22 protein-coding genes are annotated in these 23,252 nt (G+C 67.0%); 17 read left to right on the top strand and 5 right to left on the bottom strand.

All coding sequences use genetic code 11. From position 1 onward, the window contains the following. Positions 1-10: 10 nt before the first annotated feature. The 3 genes from ACFE87_RS20700 (at position 11) to ACFE87_RS20690 (ending at position 4,230) form a co-directional block, all read left to right on the top strand. Complete coding sequence (locus ACFE87_RS20700) at positions 11-703, top strand: ABC transporter ATP-binding protein (RefSeq protein ID WP_375461553.1); 693 nt, start codon at positions 11-13, stop codon at positions 701-703. Then, a complete protein-coding gene (locus ACFE87_RS20695; protein WP_375461552.1) occupies positions 703-3,300 on the top strand; it encodes an ABC transporter permease in 2,598 nt (865 codons plus the stop codon). The genes ACFE87_RS20700 and ACFE87_RS20695 overlap by 1 nt, the downstream gene beginning before the upstream one ends. A gap of 147 nt (positions 3,301-3,447) precedes the next feature. Next, positions 3,448-4,230: a Bax inhibitor-1/YccA family protein gene (locus ACFE87_RS20690; RefSeq protein WP_375461551.1), complete on the top strand. Its 783-nt coding sequence runs from the start codon at positions 3,448-3,450 to the stop codon at positions 4,228-4,230. 208 nt (positions 4,231-4,438) lie between these two features. On the opposite strand, the gene ACFE87_RS20685 is transcribed toward ACFE87_RS20690, so the two are convergent. Continuing rightward, the gene (locus ACFE87_RS20685; protein ID WP_375461550.1) at positions 4,439-4,810 is read right to left on the bottom strand and encodes a DUF2794 domain-containing protein; all 372 of its coding nucleotides are present in this window, start codon (positions 4,808-4,810) and stop codon (positions 4,439-4,441) included. A 224-nt stretch (positions 4,811-5,034) separates the two neighbouring features. Between ACFE87_RS20685 and ACFE87_RS20680 the strand changes: the two genes are divergently transcribed. The 8 genes from ACFE87_RS20680 (at position 5,035) to ACFE87_RS20645 (ending at position 12,618) form a co-directional block, all read left to right on the top strand. Further along, positions 5,035-6,225, top strand: coding sequence for an ATPase (locus ACFE87_RS20680; RefSeq protein ID WP_375461549.1), 1,191 nt, complete (start codon positions 5,035-5,037; stop codon positions 6,223-6,225). Positions 6,226-6,228: 3 nt separating this feature from the next. Beyond that, a complete protein-coding gene (locus tag ACFE87_RS20675; RefSeq protein WP_375461548.1) occupies positions 6,229-6,870 on the top strand; it encodes a hypothetical protein in 642 nt (213 codons plus the stop codon). A gap of 54 nt (positions 6,871-6,924) precedes the next feature. Continuing rightward, positions 6,925-7,767, top strand: a complete 843-nt coding sequence (trpA, locus tag ACFE87_RS20670; protein WP_375461547.1) for a tryptophan synthase subunit alpha — start codon at positions 6,925-6,927, stop codon at positions 7,765-7,767. A gap of 136 nt (positions 7,768-7,903) precedes the next feature. Beyond that, on the top strand, positions 7,904-9,721 hold the full coding sequence (locus tag ACFE87_RS20665) for an ATP-binding protein (RefSeq protein ID WP_375461546.1): 1,818 nt from the start codon (positions 7,904-7,906) through the stop codon (positions 9,719-9,721). After that, positions 9,718-10,155, top strand: coding sequence for a response regulator (locus tag ACFE87_RS20660; protein ID WP_375461545.1), 438 nt, complete (start codon positions 9,718-9,720; stop codon positions 10,153-10,155). The genes ACFE87_RS20665 and ACFE87_RS20660 overlap by 4 nt, the downstream gene beginning before the upstream one ends. Continuing rightward, on the top strand, positions 10,152-11,237 hold the full coding sequence (locus ACFE87_RS20655; protein WP_375461544.1) for a sensor histidine kinase: 1,086 nt from the start codon (positions 10,152-10,154) through the stop codon (positions 11,235-11,237). The genes ACFE87_RS20660 and ACFE87_RS20655 overlap by 4 nt, the downstream gene beginning before the upstream one ends. A gap of 29 nt (positions 11,238-11,266) precedes the next feature. Beyond that, positions 11,267-12,160, top strand: a complete 894-nt coding sequence (argB, locus tag ACFE87_RS20650) for an acetylglutamate kinase (RefSeq protein WP_375461543.1) — start codon at positions 11,267-11,269, stop codon at positions 12,158-12,160. Further along, on the top strand, positions 12,157-12,618 hold the full coding sequence (locus tag ACFE87_RS20645; RefSeq protein WP_375461542.1) for a GNAT family N-acetyltransferase: 462 nt from the start codon (positions 12,157-12,159) through the stop codon (positions 12,616-12,618). The genes argB and ACFE87_RS20645 overlap by 4 nt, the downstream gene beginning before the upstream one ends. A gap of 18 nt (positions 12,619-12,636) precedes the next feature. Here the strand turns inward: ACFE87_RS20645 and ACFE87_RS20640 are convergent, their stop codons facing one another. Further along, a complete protein-coding gene (locus ACFE87_RS20640; protein ID WP_375461541.1) occupies positions 12,637-13,485 on the bottom strand; it encodes a hypothetical protein in 849 nt (282 codons plus the stop codon). Positions 13,486-13,794: 309 nt separating this feature from the next. On the opposite strand from ACFE87_RS20640, the gene ACFE87_RS20635 reads away from it, so the two are divergent. Together ACFE87_RS20635 and gshB are read left to right on the top strand one after the other, a co-directional pair. Then, positions 13,795-14,556, top strand: coding sequence for a pyrimidine 5'-nucleotidase (locus ACFE87_RS20635; RefSeq protein WP_375461540.1), 762 nt, complete (start codon positions 13,795-13,797; stop codon positions 14,554-14,556). Positions 14,557-14,779: 223 nt separating this feature from the next. Next, positions 14,780-15,724: a glutathione synthase gene (gshB, locus tag ACFE87_RS20630; RefSeq protein ID WP_375461539.1), complete on the top strand. Its 945-nt coding sequence runs from the start codon at positions 14,780-14,782 to the stop codon at positions 15,722-15,724. A 150-nt stretch (positions 15,725-15,874) separates the two neighbouring features. Here the strand turns inward: gshB and ACFE87_RS20625 are convergent, their stop codons facing one another. Both ACFE87_RS20625 and ACFE87_RS20620 read right to left on the bottom strand, forming a co-directional pair. After that, positions 15,875-16,420, bottom strand: coding sequence for a DUF1465 family protein (locus ACFE87_RS20625; protein WP_375461565.1), 546 nt, complete (start codon positions 16,418-16,420; stop codon positions 15,875-15,877). Between the two features lie 296 nt (positions 16,421-16,716). Continuing rightward, positions 16,717-16,911 carry a DUF1192 domain-containing protein gene (locus ACFE87_RS20620; RefSeq protein WP_375461538.1) on the bottom strand — a complete coding sequence of 65 codons (195 nt, stop codon included), beginning with the start codon at positions 16,909-16,911 and terminating at the stop codon, positions 16,717-16,719. Between the two features lie 168 nt (positions 16,912-17,079). Between ACFE87_RS20620 and ACFE87_RS20615 the strand changes: the two genes are divergently transcribed. The 4 genes from ACFE87_RS20615 to ACFE87_RS20600 all read left to right on the top strand — a co-directional run bounded on the left by ACFE87_RS20615 (position 17,080) and on the right by ACFE87_RS20600 (position 21,173). Then, positions 17,080-17,805, top strand: coding sequence for a DUF1013 domain-containing protein (locus ACFE87_RS20615; RefSeq protein WP_375461537.1), 726 nt, complete (start codon positions 17,080-17,082; stop codon positions 17,803-17,805). 8 nt (positions 17,806-17,813) lie between these two features. After that, positions 17,814-18,764 (top strand): aldo/keto reductase, encoded by a 951-nt coding sequence (locus ACFE87_RS20610; protein ID WP_375461536.1) that lies wholly within the window; start codon positions 17,814-17,816, stop codon positions 18,762-18,764. Between the two features lie 72 nt (positions 18,765-18,836). Then, positions 18,837-19,697 (top strand): oxaloacetate decarboxylase, encoded by an 861-nt coding sequence (locus ACFE87_RS20605; protein WP_375461535.1) that lies wholly within the window; start codon positions 18,837-18,839, stop codon positions 19,695-19,697. A gap of 234 nt (positions 19,698-19,931) precedes the next feature. After that, positions 19,932-21,173: an AAA family ATPase gene (locus ACFE87_RS20600; RefSeq protein ID WP_375461534.1), complete on the top strand. Its 1,242-nt coding sequence runs from the start codon at positions 19,932-19,934 to the stop codon at positions 21,171-21,173. Positions 21,174-21,975: 802 nt separating this feature from the next. Here the strand turns inward: ACFE87_RS20600 and lepA are convergent. Next, positions 21,976-23,252: translation elongation factor 4 (gene lepA / locus ACFE87_RS20595; protein WP_375461533.1), on the bottom strand; the 1,277-nt coding region annotated here is incomplete at its 5' end.

Below are 23,252 nucleotides of genomic sequence, written 5' to 3'. Positions count from 1 at the left end.
GTTCATTCGCATGACGGGCAAGATCATCTCGCTCGAGGATGTCGACCTCTCCTTGGGTGACGGCGCCGCGCGCGTCCATGTGCTGCAGGGGATCAGCCTCGCGGTCTCGACCGGGGAGGCCGTGGGCCTCGTCGGGCCATCTGGGTCGGGCAAGTCGACGCTGCTCATGGTGATGGCGGGGCTGGAGCGGCCCGATCGCGGGCGGGTGATGCTCGACGGGGAGGACCTCACGGGGCTGTCCGAGGATGCCCTCGCCCGTGTCCGGGGCCGGCGCATCGGCATCGTCTTCCAGTCCTTCCATCTCGTCCCAACGATGACGGCGCTGGAGAATGTGGCGCTCCCGCTCGAACTCGCGGGACGAAGCGGCGCCTTCGCGCGGGCCGAGACGGAACTTGCCGGGGTCGGACTCGGCGCCCGCCTGCACCATTACCCGGCCCAGCTGTCCGGCGGCGAGCAGCAGCGCGTCGCGATCGCGAGAGCGCTGGCGCCGGACCCCGCGATCGTGGTCGCGGACGAGCCGACCGGCAATCTCGACGAAGGCACGGGCGGCGCCGTGGTCGACCTCCTGTTCCGGATCAAGCGCGAGCGCGGCACGACGCTCGTCCTGGTCACCCACGACGCGACGTTGGCCGAGCGCTGCGACCGCACCGTCCACCTTCGGGCGGGACGGGTGGTCGCGGCCGACACAGCGGCGGTCCGCTGATGCACGGCACCCTGCCGGCCGCCTCGACCCCGCGCGCGCCTGGCTCCCCGCTGGTCCTCCGTCTCGCGCTTCGCGAGATGCGGGCGGGCCTGCGGGGCTTCGCGATCTTCATCGCCTGCATCGCGCTCGGCGTCGCGGCGATCTCGGGCGTGGCGTCCGTCGCGCGCTCGCTCGTCGAGGGCATCTCGAGCCAGGGCCGGACGATCCTCGGCGGCGACGTCGCGCTCTCCGTGGTGCAGCGCGAGGCGAGCCCCGAGGAGCTCCGAATCATGTCGGGCCAGGGCCGGGTGTCGCCCGTCGCGACGCTGAGGGCGATGGCCTCCGCCGGTCCCGAGGCCGGCGCGGCTTTGGTCGAGGTGAAGGCGGTCGGTTCAGGCTACCCGACCGTCGGGGCAGTGAAGACCGAGCCTGCGGGCGAGCTGTCCGGACTTCTGGCCGAGAAGGACGGCGTGTTCGGCGCCGTCGTCGATTCGGCCTTGTTCGACCGGCTCGCGCTGCCGGTCGGGGCACGGGTGACGATCGGATCGACCCCGTTCGAGCTCCGGGCCAGGCTCGTCTCCGAACCCGACAAGATCGCGGCCGGGATCGGCTTCGGCCCGCGCCTACTCATGTCGGATGCGGCGCTCCGGGCGACCGGCCTCGTCCAGCCGGGCAGCCTCGTCCGCTGGACCTATCGCCTGCTGATCCCGCCCGCGACCGCCACGGAGGAAGAGGACGGCCGGCCCGGTCGCGTCCTCGAGGCGCTGAAAGCCCAGCTCCCGGAGGGGGGCGCAGGCTGGGAGATCCGCACCCGCGACAACGCCGACCCGCGCTTCAGCCGCAATATCGAGCGATTCACGCAATTCCTGACCCTCGTCGGACTGACGGCGCTCCTCGTCGGCGGCGTCGGGGTCGCGAATGCCGCCGCGGCCTTCGTCGATCGCAAGCGCGTCCCGATCGGAATCCTGAAGAGCCTCGGCGCGACCGGCCGGCAGGTGGTCGCGATCTATCTGGCACAGGTCATGATGATCGCTGCCGTCGGCGTCGCGATCGGGCTCGCCGTCGGGGCGGCCATCCCGTTCGCGATCGCGGGCGCCTTCCGGTCCGCCCTGCCGATCCCGATCGAGGCTGTGGTCTCGCCGAAGGATCTCGGGCTCGCGCTGCTCTACGGCCTCCTGACGGCGCTCGCCTTCTCGCTCGGCCCCCTCGGCCGGGCGCATGGCGTTCCGGTCTCGGGCCTGTTTCGCGACAGGGTCGCGCCCGACCCGCACCGCCCGCCCGCCGCCTATCTGGCGGCTGCCATCCTGTGCGGGGCCGCGCTCGTCGGGCTCGCCGTCGTGGCCGCCTATGACCGGCGCGTGGCTTTGGCCTTCGTTGCGGCGGCCGGCGGAGCCTATCTGATCCTGCGTCTCGCGGCTGTCGGGATCATGCGGCTCGCCCGGGTGTTGCCCCATGCGCGGCAGCCTTTCCTGCGGCTCGCCATCGCGAATCTGCATCGGCCCGGCGCGCTGACGCCGTCGCTCGTCCTCTCGCTCGGTCTCGGCATCACCCTGCTCGTGACCCTCGCCGGGATCGACGGCAACCTGCGGCGCGAGATCGGCCGCACTCTCCCGGAGCGGGCGCCCAACTTCTTCTTCGTGGACGTCCCGAGCGCGGACGCGTCCGAGTTCCGCGCCTTTCTCGGCCGGGCGGCGCCCGGGGGCGCGATCGAAGCGACGCCGATGATGCGGGGCCGGATCACGGCGCTGAACGGGCGCCCGGTGGCCGAGACGCAGGCCGCGCCGAATGCCGCCTGGGTGCTGGACGGCGATCGCGGCATCACCTACGCGGCCGCGATCCCGGAAGGCTCGACCGTGGTCGAGGGCGCCTGGTGGGCGCCGGACGTCGCCGGCGCGCCTCTCGTCTCGCTGGATGCGGAGATCGCGCGCGGGCTCGGGCTGAATGTCGGCGACACGATCACCGTGAATGTGCTCGGCCGCAACCTGACGGCGACCATCGCCAACCTTCGTCGGATCGACTGGCGTCGAATCGGGATCGGCTTCGTGCTCGTGTTCTCGCCCCAGAGCTTCGGGGGTGCTCCGCATACGGAGCTGATGACCGTGACCCTTCCGGCCGGGGCCGATCCGGCGATCGAACCGCGCCTCCTGCGCGACGTGGCCCGCGGCTTCCCGGCCGTGACCAGCGTCCGGGTCAAGGACGCCCTCGAGGCCGTGAACGCCGTCGTGGCCCAGCTCGTCTTCGCGATCCGGGCCGCCTCGTCGGTCGCGCTGCTGGCGAGCCTTCTCGTCCTCGCAGGCGCGCTCGCGGCCGGGCAGCGGGCGAGGCTCTACGACGCGGTCGTTCTGAAGACGCTCGGCGCGACGCGGGGTCGGCTCCTGGCCGCCTACCTGGTGGAATACGGCGCGCTCGGCCTCGCAACGGCCGCGATCGGGCTCGTGGCCGGCTCGCTTGCCGCCTATGCCGTGGTGACCCGGACGATGCAGCTCGGCTTCACGCTGGATCTCGGCAGCAGCGTCGTCTCGGCCCTGCTCGCAGTCGTCGTTGCGGTCGGGCTCGGCCTCCTCGGCACCTGGAGGGTGTTGGGTCAAAAGCCGGCCCCCTATCTCCGAAGCCTTTAACCCCTTCCGCCAGCGCAGACGGCGAGGCCCCTTGTGAGGAACCGCGGTTCCCTCCATATTCCTGTGGCGCCGGATGTCCGGCGTCAGAGGGGCGCGTGATCCCTCGTATCGACAAGCACGCTGAGAGCCATCCAGAGGACGACTCCCATGCAACCGTTTCAACAGAACCAGACCGGTTTCGGCGCCGGCTACGCTCGCAGCACCGCCGAGGTCGACCAGGGTCTGCGCACCTTCATGTTGGGTGTCTACAACAACATGGTCCTGGGCCTCGCCATCTCGGCCCTGGTCGCGCTCGGCGTGAACAAGCTCGCCGTGACGACCGATGCCAACCAGGCCGTGGCCCGGATGAACGGGCAATATGTCACCGCCTTCGGCAAGATGCTGTATGGCTCGCCGCTGATGTGGGTGGTGGCTTTGGCCCCGCTCGCCTTCATCTTCTTCTTCTCCTTCCGGATGGAAAAGATGTCGGCGGCGACGGCTCGGCTCACCTTCTTCGCCTTCGCGGCGGTGATGGGTGCCTCGCTCTCGACGATCCTCCTGCGCTATACGGGCGCCTCGGTCACGCAGACCTTCTTCGTGACGGCGGCCGCCTTCGGCGGGCTTAGCCTCTTCGGCTACACCACCCAGCGCAGCCTGTCGGGAATGGGCACGTTCCTGATGATGGGGCTGATCGGCCTCATCCTGGCCTCGCTCGTCAACATCTTCCTGCAGTCGCCGGCGATGCAATTCGCCATCTCGGCGATCGGCGTTCTGATCTTCGCGGGCCTCACCGCCTACGATACCCAGAAGCTGAAGGAGATGTATCTCTACGGAAACTACGACACGGAAGCTGCCGGCAAGGCTTCGGTCTACGGCGCCCTGACGCTCTATCTCGACTTCATCAACATGTTCCAGTTCCTGCTCGCCTTCATGGGCAACCGGAACAACTAAGAACGTTCGAGCCTCGGCTCGGTCGCGAAGCCCCGGCGCAAGCCGGGGCTTTTTTCGTCTGGGAGTCGTGCGTGCTTCGAGGCTCGGCTCCGGCTCGCACTTCAGGATGAGAAAGTTGGGAGCATCCACCACGTCCTCATCCTGATGTGCCCCGCGAAGCGGGGGCATCGAAGGACGCATGACGCTTCAGCGTGAACGGATGGTGGCCCTAGTTGGTGACGAGCTTCACCGGCTTGTCGATGGCCTGAAGAACGCGGGCGAGGTCATGGCCACGCTTCAGCACGAGGCCGGACGTCGTCTCGACGGCGTAGGCGCCCTGGCGGCGGGCGAGTTTCGGGTCCTTGATGATTCGGTAGAGCGGCGATTCCGAGGTCCGGCGGTAGACGGCGAAGACGGCCCGGTCGCGGGCGAAGTCGATCGCATAGTCGCGCCACTCCCCCTCGGCCACGCGCCGGCCGTAGAGGTTCAGGATGGCCCGGAGTTCGTCTCGGCTGAACGTCACCTGAGGCGATGGCGCGGCACCCGGAAACGGAACGATCCGGTCGCTGCGCAACGTCTCTCCCGTTTCGCCCTCGTTCATCGTCTCTCCTGGCTACGGATGTGCCCCGTTGCAGAACGGTCATGATGGGCGGGAGGCGGCCCTCAGACAAGAGGCAGGCATGGCGGCTTCCGCCGGCGCTGGCAGAGTTTTTGCCTGCGACCCGACGTCTTCGGGCCGGGCGTTGAATAGCTGGTTCCCGATCGGTTAAGGTCGGGCGTCGAGGTCCGGTTACCGGGAGCCGGCCGGAGACCGAACGAGGCCGCATGGCGGACGCCGTCCATTTCGATATGCCTGATCCACGCGCCGCCCGCAGGGCGGAGCGGCGCGCTGCCGACATGGAACGCGGCTACACGATCTCGGTCAAGCGTCTCGTCCTCGCCTTCGTGATCGAGGGCATCATCGTCGCGACCTCGCTCGCCGGAGCCTGGCTGTTCGCCAGCATGTATGGCGGCGCCGACCCGACCGCCTTCTGGATGATGATGCTGGCTCCCATCGCCTACGCGGTGATCGAGTTCAGCCGCGTTCCACTCGCCGTGTCGATCCGGACGCAATCCTCCGTCGCCCTCCGCATCATCGCGGCGATCGGGGTGATCGGGGCCGCGGCCGTGACCATCAAGTCGATCTCGCAACTTGGCGAGATCATGTTCCGGCCCCGTCTGACCGAGGCGGTGAAAGCCCAGGAGCGACTGGGCGACGCCCGAAACGAGCGGGCGACCCTCGACCGCAAGATCGCGGATGCCGACGCGGTCGTGACTCAGCGCACGCAGCAGCTCGGCGAGGCCGAGCGGCGCCTGAAGGACGGCAACACGGAACTCGGCGCCCTGCCGGCCCAAAAGTGCTTCCGGACCTCGACGACGACCCGCGACGGGCGGCGCGTCACCGGCACCCGCTGCAATACCGACCCGCGCACCGACGCCATGAAGGCGAGCCTGACGGGTGCCGTCCGCGACCGCGCCGACGGATCGGAGCGGCTCGACGCGGCACGGGCGGAACGCGCGAAGCTCGACCGCACGGCGGTCGACCGCTCGCTCAGCGAGGCCGAGGTCGCCTACCGGGACGCCGTGATGCGCTCGCAACTGCACAGCTTCACGGCCATGGTGTTCTTCAAGGATCCGGGCCAGGTCACCGACAAGGAAATCCATACCTTCCTGTTCTTCTTCGTCTTCATCCCGGCGGTCGGCGCCTCCGTCGCGGCGACGCTCCTCGCCCTGACCTCCGTGGAGCGGGTGCGCGAGGAGGACGACGTGGTGCTGGACGAAAGCGCAGGCTCCTTCATCCTCGAACCCTTCGCCGAGGAGCTGATCCGGCAGGCCCGCGACGAGGCCGAGCGTACGGCGAACGCCACGATCGAACGGGCCCGCCCGGCCGCGGCTACTGCCCCGCCGGCGGCACAGCCGTCCCCCGCCGCTCCCGTCGCCGCAGCGCCGCTGCGGGTCGTCGAGACGGGACGCTGAGCCGTGGAGCTCCCGGCCACCAAGGAGAATCGGGTCCTCGCGAACGCGGTCAATGCGCGGATCAAGTCCGAAGCCCGGATCCTGAACGCCAAGGCCGCGTTCCTGCGCCTCGCCGGGTTCTCGCTCATCTGCGCCATGATCGGGGTCGGGATCGGGGCGGCGCTCTACGGCTGGACCTACGCCCGTCAGCCGGTGATCCAAGCCGAGCAGGTCGCGAACGCCGTCGCCCAGGCCCTCTCCGGCCTCACGCTCAAGACCGAAGGCAGCGTGAAGCTCGACCCCGACGCGCTGGTCGCGCTCGCCCAGCCGAAGCCGGCGGCCGAGGTCCCCCGGCCGACGGAAGCCCAGCTCGGCGCCGGTGCGGCGCCTGCCTCGCGGGCGGCCGTGAACACGGCCTTCACGGTGTTCAAGAATGTGCCGATGGGTAGCGGCCAGGTCGTCACGGGCTGGAACTTCACGTCGAGCGAGCAGAAGTCGCCGCAGCACCAATATTGCTATTATTCCGAGCAGATCGACGGAACCTCCAAGGTCACGATCGATCTCGGGGAGAACGGGCGGCCCGTCGCCGCGACCAAGACGCGGGCCAGCATGGACCCGGTCCTCGCCTTCTCGAATTGCGTCTGGTTCAAGAGCGGCGCGATCTGATCGCCGACCCCGGGGCGGTTCCCGCTCCCGGCGCGGCATGGTAGGCGAGGCGCCATGACCGCCCGCCTCGACGCTCGCTTCACACAATGCCGCAACGAGGGCCGCGCCGCGCTCGTCACCTATGTCATGGCCGGCGATCCCGATCCCGAGACCTCCTTCGCCGTCCTGTCGGCTTTGCCCGCCGCGGGGGCCGACATCGTCGAGCTGGGCCTCCCCTTCACCGACCCGATGGCCGACGGGCCCGCGATCCAGGCGGCCGGGTTGCGGGCTCTGAAGGCTGGGCAGGACACGGTCCGGACGCTCGACCTCGTCCGCCGCTTCCGGGCGACGGACCTGTCCACGCCCGTGATCCTGATGGGCTATTTCAACCCGATCTACAGCTACGGGGTCGACCGCTTTCTCCGGGACGCGGCTGAGGCCGGGGTGGACGGCTTCATCGTCGTCGACCTTCCGCCCGAGATGGATGCCGAATTCTGCCTGCCGGCGCTCGCGGCCGGCTTCGCCTTTATCCGGCTCGCGACGCCGACCACTGACGCGGCTCGCCTGCCCGCGGTCCTGCAGAACACCGCGGGCTTCGTCTATTATGTCTCGATCACCGGCGTGACCGGCACCGCGACGCCGGACTTCACCCGCGTCTCGGCCGCGGTCGGCCGGATCAAGCACCATACCGACCTCCCGGTCGTCGTCGGGTTCGGCGTCCGCACCGGCGCGCATGCCGCTTCGGTCGCGGCCGGGGCGGACGGGGTGGTGGTCGGCTCGGCGCTTGTCGATGCGCTCCGGGCCTCGCTCGATCCGGACGGGGCCGCCACGTCGGGCAGCGTCGAGGCCGTGGCCAGCCTCGTCCGGGAACTCGCGGCAGGCGTGCGCTCGGTCGCGAAGACCCGCGTCGCGGCCTAAGCGGACACCGTCGCGCTATGTCCGGCTTCCTTCGCTTGCCAAGGAAATACTTCTCAGCCATGGCGGGGCCTTGAGCGCACCCGCCCCGACCTCTCCACCCTCGGTTCCCCTGACGGACGAGCCATCCGCCGCGCCCGTGCGCAGGGGTCGGACCGTTCGTGGCCACCTTGCGTGGTTCACGGTTGCGCTGGTCCTGCCGGCGCTTCTCTTCACGGCCTTCGTCCTGTGGCGCTTCGCGTCGGCCGAACGGTCTCGCCTCGAGAACGAGGCCACCGACATCGCTCACTCGGTGGCCCTCGCGCTCGACCGCGATGTCACGGGCATCTTCGCTGCGCTCGGCGTGCTGTCCACCTCGGCCTATCTTCAGAACGGCGATTTCGAGGGGTTCCACAAACAGGCGGGCGATCTGCTGCGCCGTCAGAACACTGTTGCGGTGCTGACCGACCGGACGGGGCAGCAGCTCGTGAATGTCCGCACCCCCTTCGGCGATCCGCTACCGCGCTCCTCGGTGACCTGGGACGGCGCTGCGCTCGCCTCCGGACGCCTCGCGGTGACCGATTACGTGGTCGGCCAGGTATCCGGAATCCCGCAATTCCTGGCGGTGTCGAGCATCGAGCGGAACGGGGTTCCTGCCTATTTCCTGTATTTCAGCGTTCCGCTCGATCGGCTTCAGCGGCTCATTGCCGAAGCCGACATTCCGTCGCGTTACACGGTCTCGGTCGTCGATAGAAAAGGCATCATCCTGGCCCGCTCCGCGCGAGCGGAGGAGTTCGTGGGGCGCGAGGCAACCCAGGACCTCCAGCGCAACACGGCGGGCCGGCAAGGCACGTGGTCCGGCACCACGGTCGACGGCACGCCCGTCTTCGGCGCCTTCGCCCGCTCGCGCCTGTCGGACTTCCGGGCGGCGGTGGGGATACGCTATGCCGACCTGAACGCGCCGCTCTGGCGCTCCCTGTCCCTCTTCGGTCTTCTCTTCGTCGCGATCGCGACGCTCTCGGTCGCGCTCGGCTTCTTCATGGGAAAGCGCATCACCGAACCTATGGTGGCCCTGGCCGGACAGGCCGCACGTCTCGGTCGAGGGCAGATCATCGTGACGCGACCGTCCGGGCTGGCCGAGGCGGATCTCGTCGGCGAGGAGCTTGCGTCGGCCTCCGCCAGCCTGCGCGAGCGCGAGACGGAATTGCGCGAGGCGAACGAGGAAATCCAGCGCTTCGCCTATATCGTCAGTCACGACCTGCGCTCGCCGCTCGTGAACATCATGGGCTTCACGACCGAGCTCGAGGCTCTGCGCGCCGACGTCTTCGCGCGTCTCGCCATGCTTCGCGCCTCGCTCGGCGAGGCGGAGGCCGCGAAGGACGACGAACTCTCCCGCGACTTCGACGAGGCGATCGGCTTCATCAAGGCCTCCATCGCCAAGATGGATCGCCTGATCAACGCGATCCTCAGGCTTTCCCGCGAGGGACGCCGCGACTTCCAGCCGGAGCGCGTGGACATGGACGCGCTGGTTGCCGGGATCCGGGCGAGCCTCGCCCATCAGGCGGAGAACGCGGACGCGACCGTGACGGCGACCGCTCTCCCGTCCCTCGTCGGCGACCGCCTGGCCCTGGAGCAGATCTTCTCGAACCTGATCGACAACGCACTGAAATATCTCCGGCGCGGCGTTCCCGGCCGGATCGAGATCGTCGGGCGTGCGAATGGCCGGATGGCGGTCTATGAGGTACGGGACAACGGTCGCGGCATCGACGAGAGGGATCTGGAGCGCGTGTTCGATCTGTTTCGGCGATCCGGGGCACAGGACCGGCCTGGGGAGGGGATCGGCCTCGCGCATGTGCGGGCGCTCGTGCGCCGCATCGGCGGGACGATCAGCTTGACGTCCGTCCCGGGGCAGGGTTCGACTTTCACGGTCTCGCTTCCGCGACGATGGGTGGGCGAGAAGAAAAGGAAGGCAGCATGACCATGCCGGTGACGATCATCATGGTCGAGGACGACGAGGGTCACGCCCGCCTGATCGAGAAGAACATTCGCAGGGCCGGGGTCACGAACGAGATCGTGGCCTTTCAGGACGGAACGAGCGCAGTCGACTTCTTCCTTGGCGCCGACCGGACCGGCAGCTCGAATGCGGGCCGGGCCATGCTGGTCCTTTTGGACCTCAACCTCCCGGACATGACCGGGATCGACATCCTGAAGATCGTCAAGGAAAACGAGCATCTCAAGCGCACGCCCGTCGTCGTCCTGACCACGACCGACGACCAGCGCGAGATCCAGCGCTGCTACGACCTCGGCTGCAACGTCTACATCACGAAGCCGGTCAATTATGAGGGCTTCTCGAACGCCATCCGGCAACTCGGGCTATTCTTCTCGGTGATCCAGGTTCCGGACGCCGCATGACCGACACGCCGCTCCGGCTCCTCTATATCGACGACGATCCGGGCCTTGCACGTCTCGTGCAGAAGGGGCTGGAGCGGCGTGGCTACATCGTGGAGACGGCCGGCGACGGTCCGAGCGGCCTCGGGAAACTGACCAGCGGTCATTTCGATGTCGTCGCGCTCGACCATTACATGCCGGGCCAGGACGGTCTCGCGACCCTCGCTGAAATCCGGGCGCTGCCCGACCCCCCCGCGGTCGTCTACGTCACGGGAACGCAGGAGAGCGCCGTCGCGGTCGCGGCCCTCAAGGCGGGCGCGTCCGACTATGTCGTGAAGACGATCGAGGGCGAGTTCATCGCGCTGCTCGCGGTCGCCATCGACCAGAGCGTGGAGGGCGTGCGCCTCCGCCGGGCCAAGGACGCGGCCGTGGCCGAGGTCCGGGCCGCGCGAGACCGGTTCGAGGCGCTTGCGACGGAGCGCGCCGTGCTCATCCGGGAGGTCAATCACCGGGTCGGCAATTCCCTGCAGATCATCGCCGCGCTCCTTCACCTGCAATCCTCGGCCGCCACGAGCGAGGAGGTGAAGGTGGCCCTCGCCGGCGCCAATCGCCGCGTCATGGCGGTCGCCCAGGTCCACCGGCGCCTCTACACCTCCGACGACGTCCAGTCGGTCGCGCTCGACCAATACCTGACGGCCCTCGTCTCGGACCTGCGGGGTTCGGCGGAGGACGGGGTCGCGACACAGCTTTCGCTCGAGGCCGAACCGGTCGAGGTCGATCCCGACAAGGCGGTCGCGGTCGGGGTCGTCGTGACCGAACTCGTGCTGAACGCCGTGAAATACGCCTATCCGGACGGGAACGGCCCCATCCGGGTGAAGCTCACGGCCGCCAACGGCTCGCGCGTGATGCTGTCGGTCGAGGATGACGGTGTCGGGCGCGGGCCGGTGAACCAGGACCGTGCGACGGGGGGGCTCGGCCGCATGATCGTGAAGGCGATGGCGACCAAGCTCAGTGCCGATTGGGGCCAGGACGAAAGCCACCAGGGGATGCGGGTCACGCTAGCCTTCGACCGCCACGTCGTGCGGCTTCAGCCCACCGCCGCTTAGCTCCTCGCCGGCCTCAGGACGCCACGGACATGACCGACAGCCTGCCGAACGCCCATGTGCGCGCCGAGGTGCTCGTCCAGGCGCTGCCGCACATGCAGCGCTACGACCAGCAGATCGTCGTCATCAAGTATGGCGGCCACGCGATGGGCGACCGCGACGCCGCGGAGAATTTCGCAGAGGACATCGTGCTCCTGGAACAGGCGGGGCTGAAGCCGATCGTGGTCCATGGCGGGGGGCCGCAGATCGGCCGCATGCTGGACAAGCTCGGCATCCAGTCCGCTTTCGCCGGCGGCCTCCGCATCACCGACGAGGCGACCGTCGAGGTCGTCGAGATGGTGCTGGCGGGCTCGATCAACAAGCAGATCGTGGGCTGGATCGGGGCCGAGGGCGGCCGCGCGGTCGGCCTCTCCGGCAAGGACGGCATGATGGTGCGGGCCCGCAAGGCCGCCCGCACCGTGATCGACCCGGAATCGCGGGAGGAGCGCGAGATCGATCTCGGCCTCGTCGGCGAACCCGAGGCGGTCGACCGCTCGGTCCTCGACGCCGTGCTCAAGGCCGAGCTCATCCCGGTCCTGGCCCCGATCGCGGCCGGCACCGACGGCCAGACCTACAACGTCAATGCCGACACCTTCGCGGGCGCCATCGCGGGCGCGATGACGGCGAAGCGCCTCCTCCTCCTCACCGACGTCGCGGGCGTGCTCGACAAGGACAAGAACCTCCTGCCCGAGCTGACCGTGGAGCAATGCCGCGGCCTCATCGCCGACGGCACCATCACGGCCGGGATGATCCCGAAGATCGAGACCTGCATCTATGCGATCGAGCGCGGGGTCGAGGCGGTCGTCATCCTGGACGGCAAGGTGCCGCACGCGGTGCTGCTCGAGCTGTTCACCGACTACGGCGCCGGCACCCTGATCCGGGGATGACGGAGACGTCGGCCCTTGAACCATCCGACTGGCCGGTCACGGTCGAGGCCTCCATTTCCCCGGCCGGCCACGCGGCGGTCCTGTCGGGCCTGATCGGCTACAACGAACAGGCGGCAGGTCCGGGCCGCCATGCTCCCATCGCGGTCTACGTCCGCGGGCCGGACGCGACCATCGTCGGCGGTCTTGAAGGCCGGACCTCCTACTGCTGGCTGATCATCGAGCTCGTTTTCCTGCCGGAAGCATGTCGCGGGCAGCGGGTGGGCGCGCGCGTTCTGAGGCAGGCCGAGGAGGAGGCCGTTCGAAGGGGCTGCCACGGCGCCCGCCTCGACACGGCGAGCTTCCAGGCGAGGGGCTTCTACGAGAAGCAAGGCTATGCCGTGTTCGGTGAACTCGATCTCGGGTCCGGCGGGCACCGGCTGTTCTTCATGCACAAGGACCTGCGGGCGGCGGCGGCGTGACGACCTTCTCGCCCCGGCTCAGGCGGCGACGGGAAGGCGCACGTTCCGCTTGATGCCGTAGCGCCAGGTTCCGGCATGCGGGCGCGCCTGGTAGCACAGCACCAGCTCGTTCTCGACGAGGGTCGCGGAGGCATGGCCGTTCTCGCCTCGCCCCCGGGGCGGCAGGAACGGCCCGAGCGACCGGAATGGCTGCCCGAGCCCGGGCGACACGGCGAAGAACACCCGCTGGCGCGTGCCGCGCTCTCCGGCTGGCAGGAAACAGACGGCGTTCAGGAGGATGCGCCCGTCCGGTAGCTCCACCAGCTGCGGTCCCTCGATGCCCCATTCGTAGTCGGCGTGACCGGGCTGATTATGATGCTTGGCCACGTCGGCATGCGACAGGATCTTGCCGACACGGCACCAGGGCCCCTCCCAGCCGGGGCCGGACGACACGGCCAGGAAGATTTCCGGATTCGGCTTACCGACGATGGGCGGCATGGCGGAATAGACCAGCACCTTCTGGCCCGCGATGACCGCCGGGTGCGGATCGTAGATGCCCGCCTCGTCCGTTCCGGGGATCGACAGGAGGGATGTGTTGACGTGGGTCCAGCGGAAGCCGTCGGGGGAGCTGAAATACTCGATGCGGCCGCCCTCGTGCATGAACTCGGTCTGCACGAAGAGGTGGAACGAGCCCTCGCCGAAGATGACGCCCGGCGCCGCGACTCCGGAACCTTCGATGGGCAGGTGGATGATCTCGTGCTGGGTCCACGCCCCGGTGAGGGACGACGACGTGGCGTGATGGATGCCCCATTGCTCCGAGACGGTGTCGCCTCCCGAGCCGAAGATGTGCCAAACCGTGCCGTCGAATACGAGGCAGGGGTCTTTCACCTCTCTGACATCCGCCGGCGCGTAGAGTGGAAATCGACTGCGCATAGCACACCGAGATTCTTCGGGCGGATCTCGTCCGCGTTTCCGCCCTTTGTTGCGGCCGTATTATCCCGGCTCTTGCCGGTCGAATCGGCTTCAACTTGTAATCTTGACCTTCCAAGTAAATACTCCGTTATGAGCGAGAGCTGCGAATGGGCTTTCGCCCGGCGCGTCGACGGAAATGGCGACGGCCGCCCGCGGCCCGGCTTACCGTCGGGGCTAAGCCGCCCTATGTGAGTTGCCCGGGCCGGGCCCGCCTTCGTGATCTCGATGCCGCAGACGCCACCGCACCATCCCGCCGCCGCCGCCCGCCGATTCGACCATATCGAGACCTGGGTCTTCGACCTCGACAACACGCTCTACTCGCACGAGGCGGGCGTGTGGCCGCAGGTGGACGAGCGCATCACGCTCTACATCATGAACCTGTTCGGGCTCGACGGGATGTCCGCCCGCGCGCTGCAGAAGTTTTTCTACCACCGCCACGGCACCACGCTTCGGGCGCTGATGGACGATTACGGCGTCGATCCCGAGGACTTCCTCGATTTCGCGCACGACATCGACCATTCCGCGATCGAGCTGAACCCGCTTCTCGGGGACGCGATCGAGCGGCTGCCAGGGCGCAAGCTGATCCTCACCAACGGCTCGCGCCGCCACGCGACGAGCGTCGCCATGAAGCTCGGCATCTTCGATCACTTCGAGGATGTCTTCGACATCGTGGCGGCCGATTTCGTGCCGAAGCCGGACCGTCGTGCCTACGAGACCTTCCTGCGCCGCCACGTCGTCGATCCGGCCCGTTCCGCCTTGTTCGAAGACATCGCCAAGAACCTCGTCGTCCCGCACGACATGGGCATGACCACCTGCCTCGTCGTGCCCCGGACGGTCGACCCGTTCCGGGACAGCTTCGAGCAGGAGGCGGTCGTGGCGCCCCATGTCGACCACGTCACGAGCGACCTCGCGGGATTTTTGACGAAGCTCCGACCCGGGCCGGAGAGCGGACGACCCGCACCGGAGCCTGTGCCGGCCGCGCGCTGAGATGAGGCGAGCTCGGTCGCCATCCGCTCGGTTGTTCCACTTACGGGCGTCATGCTGAGGAGGTCGGCGTAGCCGGCCGTCTCGAAGCACGCACGACCGGGATGCGTCCTTCGAGACGCGCCTTCGGCGCTCCTCAGGATGACGAGGAGAGTGGAACATCGGCGCGTCACTGGCGCCCCGCGCCGCACCCGCTATGTTGCGGCCACAATCGGCGGAGCCCCTCATGTCCCTCACCGTCGCGGTCCAGATGGACCCGATCCAGCGCATCCGCATCGCGGGCGACACCACCTTCGCACTGCTGCTCGAAGCGGCGCGACGAGGTCACCGGCTGCTGCATTACACGCCCGAGCGGCTGTCGATGCGGGACGGCCGCGTCCATGCGGCGGTGGAGACGCTCATGGTCCGCGACCAGGAGGGGGATCACGCCACCCTAGGGTCGCCCGAGCGCATGGACATGGGGGAATGCGACGTCATCCTGATGCGCCAGGACCCTCCCTTTGACATCGCCTACATCACGGCGACCCATCTTCTGGAGCGCCTTCACCCGAAGACGCTGGTCGTCAACGACCCCGCCTCGGTCCGGAACGCGCCGGAGAAGATCTTCGTCACCCACTTTCCGCAACTCATGCCGCCGACGCTGATCACGCGCGACAAGGACGAGATCGAGGCCTTCCGGCGCGAATTCGGCCAGATCGTGATGAAGCCGCTGCATGGGCATGGCGGGGCGGCGGTGGTCCGGATCCTGCCGGAGGATCCGAATTTCGGGTCGCTCTTCGACCTTTTCTCGGTGACATTCCGGGAGCCCTGGGTGGTGCAGCGCTACCTTCCCCGGATCACCGAGGGTGACAAGCGCATCATCCTGGTCGAGGGCGAGCCCCTCGGCGCCGTGAACCGTGTCCCGGCCCCGAACGACCTCCGCTCGAACATGGTCCGGGGCGGCGCCGCGAACGCGACCGAGCTGACCGAGCGGGAGCGGGAGATCTGCGCCACGATCGGGCCCGAACTCCGGGCCCGTGGCCTCGTCCTCGTCGGGATCGACGTCATCGACGGCAACCTGACCGAGATCAACGTCACCTCGCCGACGGGCATCCGGGCGATCCGGAAGGTCGGCGGTCCGGACATTTCCGTGTCGGTCTGGGACGCGATCGAGGCCCGGATCGGCGGGTGAGGGGCGGACGCCTGCCCGCCGTCATTCCGGGGCCACGAGGCGGAAGCCGGAATCTATGGAAGCGCGCCAGGCAGGGAGCGGTCCACAGGTCGTGGGAGCCGTGGGCTCCGGGTTCTCGCTGCGCGAGCCCCGGAATGACAGTCGTAGCCCTCAGCCGATCTCGAAGATCGACCGCAGCAGGTTCTGCTGCTGAGCGACCGGGCTCGTCCGGACCGTCTCGGTCTCGACGGAGCGGCTGATCAGCTTGTCGAGGTGGCGGATGCGGGCGTGGAGGCGGAGCGACAGGGCGACGAGGTCGCGGATGCGCTCGGGGAGGGTGGCGAACTGGGCATCGGACGCGGCCTGGTCCTGGACCGCGAGCCGGACACGGTCCTTCTCGCGCTGGGCCTGGGCCGGCGTGATCTCGTTCTCGGCGACGGCCCGCTGCACGAGCAGCCAGGAGGCGATCTGCATGAGGCGGGTCGTGAGCCGCATGCTCTCGCTCGCATAGGCGAGCGCCGCCCCTCGGCCGAGACCGTTCGATTCCGTCCGTCCGTCTCCGTCGAGATAGGACGCCGTCTCTTCCACCAGCGCCATTCCTTCGCGGAACAGGAGCTTGAAGGCCTCGGATTTGACGAACGAGGCTCCGAACGGGACCGGTCCGGGGACGGCAGGCTCGAAACCATAGCCAGAGGCGCGTTCGAGCTCTTTCAACATCATGACTCCCCCTCGTCCGCGTCCCATTCAGGGCCAATCGCAAAGCGGACGACCGCCAGGGGCAACCTTAGGGCCGGCAGCGCCTTCGCGCGCCGTTAACTTTCCGTCAAGGTTAACGATCCCGGCCACAAGAAAAAAGCCGCCCTCGCAGGCGGCTGAAGTGGTCAACAGGGAGGCATCAAACAGAGTGGCGGGCCACTCGAGATCCAGAAAACTGGATGCATCCCGTTATGAAGCGGAAACCCTAACCAAGTGTTAACGCCGACGCCGAGCTGAGCCGAAAGGGCACAGGACTATCAGAGCTTGAAGAAGGTGCCGGCCGCTTCCCGCGAGGCGAGCTTGCGGCGTTGCTCGTCCTGCAGGCGCGCGATCTCGGCTTCGAGAAGGGTGACGCGTTCGCCGAGTTCGTCGACCGAGATGGCCGACAGGTCCTGTCCGATCTCGTGCGAGACCTTTCGCTTCGGCTTCGTATCCGCCTCGTCGATGCTCATCCTGCCCTCCCTCGCTCCCGGCCGGGACGTTTGCGCGTCTTCGGCGCCTCGCCTATATATCCGGCTTTCCGCGATCATCGGGAAGACGGCGCTTCGGACGGTCCGAGCCGGAGCACAGGCCAGTTGCGGCCGTGTGCCCCGCCGTCTGTCCCTTCAGGAGTCCGACATATGTCCCACGCCCCGCTCATGCCGAAGGCGACCGCCGTGTGGCTGGTCGAGAATACGTCGCTCACCTTCGAACAGATCGCCGAATTCTGCCATCTCCACCCGCTCGAGGTGAAGGGCATCGCCGACGGCGAGGTTGCGGCCGGCATCAAGGGCGCCGATCCGATCGGGGCGGGACAGCTGTCGCGCGAGGAGATCGACCGGGCCCAGGCCGATCACGATTATCGCCTCAAGATGGCCGTCTCCAAGGTGAAGCTGCCCGAGATGAAGAGTTCGAAGCGCGGGGCCCGCTACACGCCGGTGTCGCGTCGCCACGACCGCCCGAACGCTATCCTATGGCTGCTCCGCAACCATCCCGAGCTCAAGGACGCGCCCATCATGCGGCTCGTCGGAACGACCAAGGCGACGATCGCCCAGATCCGCGACCGCACCCATTGGAACTCGGCCGGTCTCCAACCGATGGATCCCGTGACCCTCGGCCTCTCCTCGCAGATCGACCTCGATTTCGAGGTTCAGCGCGCGGCGAAGGACCGGCCCCAGGCCGAAGCGTCCGATTCGGGCCAGACTCTCCTGCCGGCCGAACTCACGACCGCGACCCCGGCCGGCCCGTCCGGACCGACCTTCGCCGATATGGGCAAGCCGAAGGCCGCTCCCGAGGAGCGGATCGACGTCCAGTCTGTCTTCGGCAAGCTGAAGACGCTGAAGCGCGCCGGGGCCGACGACGAGTGAGCGCCGGCATGGAGCTGCGCCCCCTCGGCCGCTCGGACCTCCGGGTGCCGCCGCTCTGCTTCGGCTGCAACATCTTCGGCTGGACCGTCGACGAGGCGACCTCGTTCCGGTTGCTCGACGAGATCCTCGACCAGGGCCTGAACTTCCTGGACACGGCGGACGTGTATTCACGCTGGGCCGCCGGCCATCAGGGTGGCGAATCCGAGACGATCATCGGCCGCTGGATGAAGGCGCGCGGCAATCGCGACCGCATCATCCTGGCAACGAAGGTCGGCATGGACATGGGCGACGGCAAGATCGGCCTGAAACCCGACTACATCCGCCGCGCCGTCGAGGATTCGCTGCGCCGGCTCCAGACCGACCGGATCGACCTCTACCAGGCCCACAAGGACGACCCGGAGACGCCGCCGGCCGAGACACTTACGGCCTTCGCCGACCTAATTCGGGACGGCAAGGTGCGGGTCATCGGCGCCTCGAACTTCTCCGCCGAGCGGCTGCAGGAGGCGCTCGACACCTCCGCCTCGCTCGGCCTGCCCCGTTACGAGAGCCTGCAGCCGGAATACAACCTCTACGAGAGGTCTGGCTTCGAGGGCGACCTGGAGCGAGTCTGCGCCGAGAACACGGTCGGGGTCATCAACTTCTTCGCGCTCGCGGCCGGCTTCCTGACCGGCAAATACCGCTCCGAGGCGGATTACGCCAAGAGCCCACGCGGCGCGCGCTCGATTCCGAAATACATGAACGAGCGCGGCCAGCGCATCCTGGCCGCCCTCGACGCGGTCTCCGCCGAGCACGGCACGGAGCCGGCCTCTGTCGCGCTCGCCTGGCTGATGGCGAAGCCGACGATCACGGCACCGATCGCGAGCGCGACCACCGTCGAGCAGGTGAAGACGCTGGTCGCGGCGACGAGGCTCCGGATGTTGGCGGAGGATGTCCGGCGCCTCGACGAAGCAAGCGCATAAGAGGGCGGGCCGACTGGCGCAGTCCGCCCGCTTTCCGTTATCCTCGGTCGATAAATAACCGAGGAAACGTCCATGCGTCCGTCCGACCGTCTCCGCGCCGTGCTGGACGAACCCGATTTCGTGGTCATGCCGGCGGTGTGGGACGGGCTCAGCGCCAAGCTTGCGGCCGGTGCCGGCTACGAGACGGCCTTCCTGTCCGGATCATGCGTGGCGGCGAGCCGGCTTGGCGGGCCCGATCTCGACCTCGTCTCCTTCGGCGAGATGATGGATTCCTTCCTCATGGTGCGCGGGGCCGCCCCCGACACGCTGTTTCTCGCCGACGGCGACCATGGCCACGGCAACGCCATGAACGTGCAGCGCACCGTCCGGGCCTATGGCCAGGCCGGCGCCGCCGCGATCCTGATCGAGGACAAGATCACGCCGCGCGCGCTGACCGCGGCCGGGAAGCCCTGCCTTCCCCGCGAAGAGGCCCGGATGAAGATCCGGGCCGCGGTCGAGGCCGCCCGGGACAGCGGCATCCTGGTCCTCGCCCGCACCGATTGCCGCCCGACGCAGGGCATGGACGAGGCCGTGGCCCGGATCGAGATGTTCGTCGAGGAGGGGGCGGACATCCTGTTCCTGGATTCCCCGGCCGACGACGACGAGATCCGCCGCGCCGTCGCGGCCGCCGGCGGCCGGCCCTCCTTCTCGGTCCTGACCCCGGCGCCCGGCCGCGCGACGCCATCGCGCAGCGACGCCGCCCGGCTCGGCTTCAAGATCGGCACCTACCCGACCGCGATGCTCGGGCCCAGCGTCGCCGGCATGCAGCAGGGTCTCGCGGCGCTGCAGGCCGGCGAGGCCGAGGCGGGCTCATCCCTGGCCGGGCCGGAGCTGCGGCGGGTGTTGGGGTACGAGGCGTATGAGGAGGAGGCGAAGGCGTTCCGGGCGGGGTGAAGGGCGTGGCTCAGCTGGCGATCTTCAGCGCAGCGATGAAGACCTCTTGCGGGATCTCGACGCGGTCGAACGGGCGCATGCGCCTCTTGCCCTGCTTTTCATCTGCGCACCTGCAGACGCTGCCTCCCTGGTTGCGTGCGGTGCATGGTGTGGCAAAGACATTGCTTGACGCTGGGTAAGTGAGCAGCGCTCTGCTATGTTGAACGCTCACTAGCGTGTTGATAGGTACCGGCCTTGCTACGACGCCTGAGCATAGAAGGGTTCAAATCGATCCGACGATTGGAGCTAGGTTTCAGCAGTTTCAACATACTGTTCGGGGCGAACTCGGTCGGGAAAAGTAACATCCTAGATGCGATACAGACCCTTAGTCGACTAGCGTCGGAGCGCACTCTTGATGATGCGCTGAGCGGGCCCGTACGGGGAAACCCTATGGAGGTCTTTTCTTTTCCAAAGGGAGGGTTGCCAGAGCTACTTGAGAGGGCTGAGACTTCGTTCATGCTTGAAGCGATAGTTGATCGTTTTGAAAAGACCAAACAGCCATATTTGTACCGAGTAGGAATCGAAATCGAACCCCGGACGGGTCGATTGTCTGTATCAGAAGAGAACTTAGAGACGCTAAACAGGCAAACCGAAAATCGGAAAGGCCGTCCACGCATTCGAACTGACGGACAGGATCTCGTGATTCCGTCCGGCCAAGGTCGTCCACGCTCAGAGCCGCTCCACCAGAACCACACTAAGCTGTCAGACGAGAGATATAGTGGTTCTCAGTATTATGCAATCGAGCAGTGTAGACGCGAGTTAGCCGGCTGGGAGATATATTATTTTGATCCTCGAGAGGCAATGCGTGGCTCGTCGTCTCCCTTTCAGGTCTCGAATATCGGGAGGCTCGGAGAGCATCTAAGCGCCTTCTTATACCGCCTCAAAAACGAAGACGCACGTAGGTTTGAGACACTGAAGCGGTCTTTAACCGCAGTGATACCCTCCGTATCGAGCATAGATGTAATTCTTGACAGCAGGAGAGGCACTCTCGACATTCTTGTCACTCAGGGTGGCGTTGAGTATTCTGCACGAGTAATGTCGGAAGGAACGCTTCGCGTTCTCGCTCTGTGTGCTATCGTGCTAAATCCGTGGGGCGGGTCTCTTGTCGCAATTGAGGAGCCCGAGAATGGGGTTCAGCCGCAACGCGTGGAGCTCATCGCCAAGCTTTTAATGTCACTTGCTTCCGAGAGGAAGCAAATCCTGGTGACAAGTCACTCTCCCTTATTCTGCACGTCGGCGATACAGGCAGCTCGAGAGGTGGGCCATCCACTCTCGATCTACGGTATCACAACGCAAGGTCGCTGGACAGAGGCCAAGAGTATTAGTTTGGATGGGCCTCTTTTTGAAAGAGAGGACGTACGTGAACTCCTGACGTCTGCTGACGACATGGATGTAGTTGGCGCATTAATGATCCGAGGCGGAGTTAATGCCCTGTAAAATAGTCGGTCTGTTCGTCGAAGATTTCGGGCAGGAGCAGTATCTGAGCGCATTGGCACGAAAGGTTGCATGCGCGGTTGGGTGTGAACTGGAATTTCTAACGTTCGTGAGTCGAGGCGGCCGAGGTGCGGTAAGAAGCGAGCTACGAACCTTCTTTCGAGTGCAGGACCATGCTACTTTCCCTGCCGATTACATCATCGTCGGGAACGATGGGAACTGCCAAGGTTATGTGGCGCGCCGGAATGAGGTCTTTAGCATGATCCCTGATCAATGGCGGGATCGCGTTGCATTAGCTATCCCCGATCCTCATATCGAAGCGTGGTTCTTCAGAGACTTATCTGCATTTCATCGCGCTGTTGGAGCCTGCAATGCTCCTCCAGTTGGAAAGTGCGACAAGGGGTTCTACAAAAACTTCCTACGCCAGCAGACAACGCAGGCATTGGGTTACTCAACTCTCGGCGGGATAGAGCACGCGGATGAGATAACTAAGCATCAAGATTTGAACTCTCTGAGGGCGTCAGGCGTGGATCTACGAAATTTCGTCTCCGAATTGCATCAGCTTAGCGCCTAGTCCATTATACGTCGATCTTTAGCGCGGCGATGAAAGCCTCCTGCGGGATCTTCACCCGGACGGACTGGCGCATGCGCCTCTTCTGCTCCTTTTGCTTGTAGATGAGCGTGCGCCTCTGAGTAGCGCCCGGGTGAGAGATGCAACTTGCCGGAGAGGTCACGCCCCTCACCCGGCCGACGCCTGCCGGCGTCGCTCGACCTCTCCCTCCGGGAGAGGCTGCGGCGGGCTGCCTCAGCTGTCCATCTTCAGCGCCGCGATAAACGCCTCCTGCGGGATCTCGACGCGGCCGAACTGGCGCATGCGCTTCTTGCCCTCCTTCTGCTTGTCCAGCAGCTTGCGCTTGCGGGTCGCGTCGCCCCCATAACACTTGGCGGTCACGTCCTTGGACAGGGCCTTGATCGTCTCGCGGGCGATGATCTTGCCGCCGATCGCGGCCTGGACCGGGATCTGGAAGAGGTGGCGGGGGATCAGGTCCTTCAGCTTCTCGCACATGGCGCGGCCGCGGCTCTCGGCGCGGTCGCGGTGGACCAGCATCGAGAGCGCGTCGACCGGCTCGGCATTGACCAGGATCGACATCTTGACGAGGTCGCCCTCGCGGTAATCGGAGATGTGGTAGTCGAAGGAGGCGTAACCCTTCGAGATCGATTTCAGCCGGTCGTAGAAGTCGAACACGACCTCGTTCAGCGGGAGATCGTAGATTACCATGGCGCGCCGGCCGACATAGTTGAGGTCGATCTGGACGCCGCGCCGGTCCTGGCACAGTTTCAGGACGCCGCCGAGATACTCGTCCGGCGTCAGGATCGTGGCCCGGATCCAGGGCTCCTCGATCGCCAGCACCTGCATCACGTCCGGCATGTCGGCCGGGTTGTGCAGCTCCTTCACCGAGCCGTCCCGCATCGAGAGGCGGTAGATGACCGAGGGTGCGGTCGAGATGAGGTCGAGGTTGAACTCGCGCTCGAGCCGCTCCTGGATGATCTCGAGATGCAGGAGCCCGAGGAAGCCGCAGCGGAAGCCGAAGCCGAGGGCGGCCGAGGTTTCCATCTCGTAGGAGAAGCTCGCGTCGTTGAGGCGGAGCCGGCCCATGGCGGCCCGCAGGCCCTCGAACTCGGCCGCGTCGACGGGAAAGAGGCCGCAGAAGACGACGGCCTGGACGGGCTTGAAGCCCGGCAGCATGTCCTTCGTAGGCCGCTTGTCCTCGGTGATCGTGTCGCCGACGGCCGTGTCCGCGACCTCCTTGATCGAGCCCGTCAGGAAGCCGACCTCGCCCGGGCCGAGTTCGGCCACGTCCTGCATCTTCGGGCGGAACACCCCGACCTTGTCGACGCCGTGGACGGCGCCGGTCCGCATCATCTTGATCGACATGCCCTTCTTGAGGCGGCCGTCGATGATCCGGACGAGCACGACGACGCCGAGATAGGCGTCGTACCAGCTGTCGACGAGGAGGGCCTTCAGCGGCGCGGTCTCGTCGCCCTTCGGCGGCGGCAGCCGGGTGACGATCGCCTCCAGCA

The sequence above is a fragment of the uncultured Enterovirga sp. genome, assembly GCF_964242715.1.
GTDB lineage: Bacteria > Pseudomonadota > Alphaproteobacteria > Rhizobiales > Beijerinckiaceae > Enterovirga.
This window is presented reverse-complemented; position numbering and strand designations above follow the sequence as displayed.

Coding starts and splice junctions, on each gene's coding strand:
- gshB (WP_375461539.1), top strand. CDS start 14,780: ATGTCCCTCACCGTCGCGGTCCAGATGGACCCGATCCAGCGCATCCGC.
- ACFE87_RS20685 (WP_375461550.1), bottom strand. CDS start 4,810: ATGAACGAGGGCGAAACGGGAGAGACGTTGCGCAGCGACCGGATCGTT.
- ACFE87_RS20605 (WP_375461535.1), top strand. CDS start 18,837: ATGCGTCCGTCCGACCGTCTCCGCGCCGTGCTGGACGAACCCGATTTC.
- ACFE87_RS20660 (WP_375461545.1), top strand. CDS start 9,718: ATGACCATGCCGGTGACGATCATCATGGTCGAGGACGACGAGGGTCAC.
- ACFE87_RS20680 (WP_375461549.1), top strand. CDS start 5,035: ATGGCGGACGCCGTCCATTTCGATATGCCTGATCCACGCGCCGCCCGC.
- ACFE87_RS20695 (WP_375461552.1), top strand. CDS start 703: ATGCACGGCACCCTGCCGGCCGCCTCGACCCCGCGCGCGCCTGGCTCC.
- trpA (WP_375461547.1), top strand. CDS start 6,925: ATGACCGCCCGCCTCGACGCTCGCTTCACACAATGCCGCAACGAGGGC.
- ACFE87_RS20645 (WP_375461542.1), top strand. CDS start 12,157: ATGACGGAGACGTCGGCCCTTGAACCATCCGACTGGCCGGTCACGGTC.
- argB (WP_375461543.1), top strand. CDS start 11,267: ATGACCGACAGCCTGCCGAACGCCCATGTGCGCGCCGAGGTGCTCGTC.
- ACFE87_RS20610 (WP_375461536.1), top strand. CDS start 17,814: ATGGAGCTGCGCCCCCTCGGCCGCTCGGACCTCCGGGTGCCGCCGCTC.
- ACFE87_RS20700 (WP_375461553.1), top strand. CDS start 11: ATGACGGGCAAGATCATCTCGCTCGAGGATGTCGACCTCTCCTTGGGT.
- ACFE87_RS20690 (WP_375461551.1), top strand. CDS start 3,448: ATGCAACCGTTTCAACAGAACCAGACCGGTTTCGGCGCCGGCTACGCT.
- ACFE87_RS20635 (WP_375461540.1), top strand. CDS start 13,795: ATGCCGCAGACGCCACCGCACCATCCCGCCGCCGCCGCCCGCCGATTC.
- ACFE87_RS20620 (WP_375461538.1), bottom strand. CDS start 16,911: ATGAGCATCGACGAGGCGGATACGAAGCCGAAGCGAAAGGTCTCGCAC.
- ACFE87_RS20615 (WP_375461537.1), top strand. CDS start 17,080: ATGTCCCACGCCCCGCTCATGCCGAAGGCGACCGCCGTGTGGCTGGTC.
- ACFE87_RS20625 (WP_375461565.1), bottom strand. CDS start 16,420: ATGTTGAAAGAGCTCGAACGCGCCTCTGGCTATGGTTTCGAGCCTGCC.
- ACFE87_RS20655 (WP_375461544.1), top strand. CDS start 10,152: ATGACCGACACGCCGCTCCGGCTCCTCTATATCGACGACGATCCGGGC.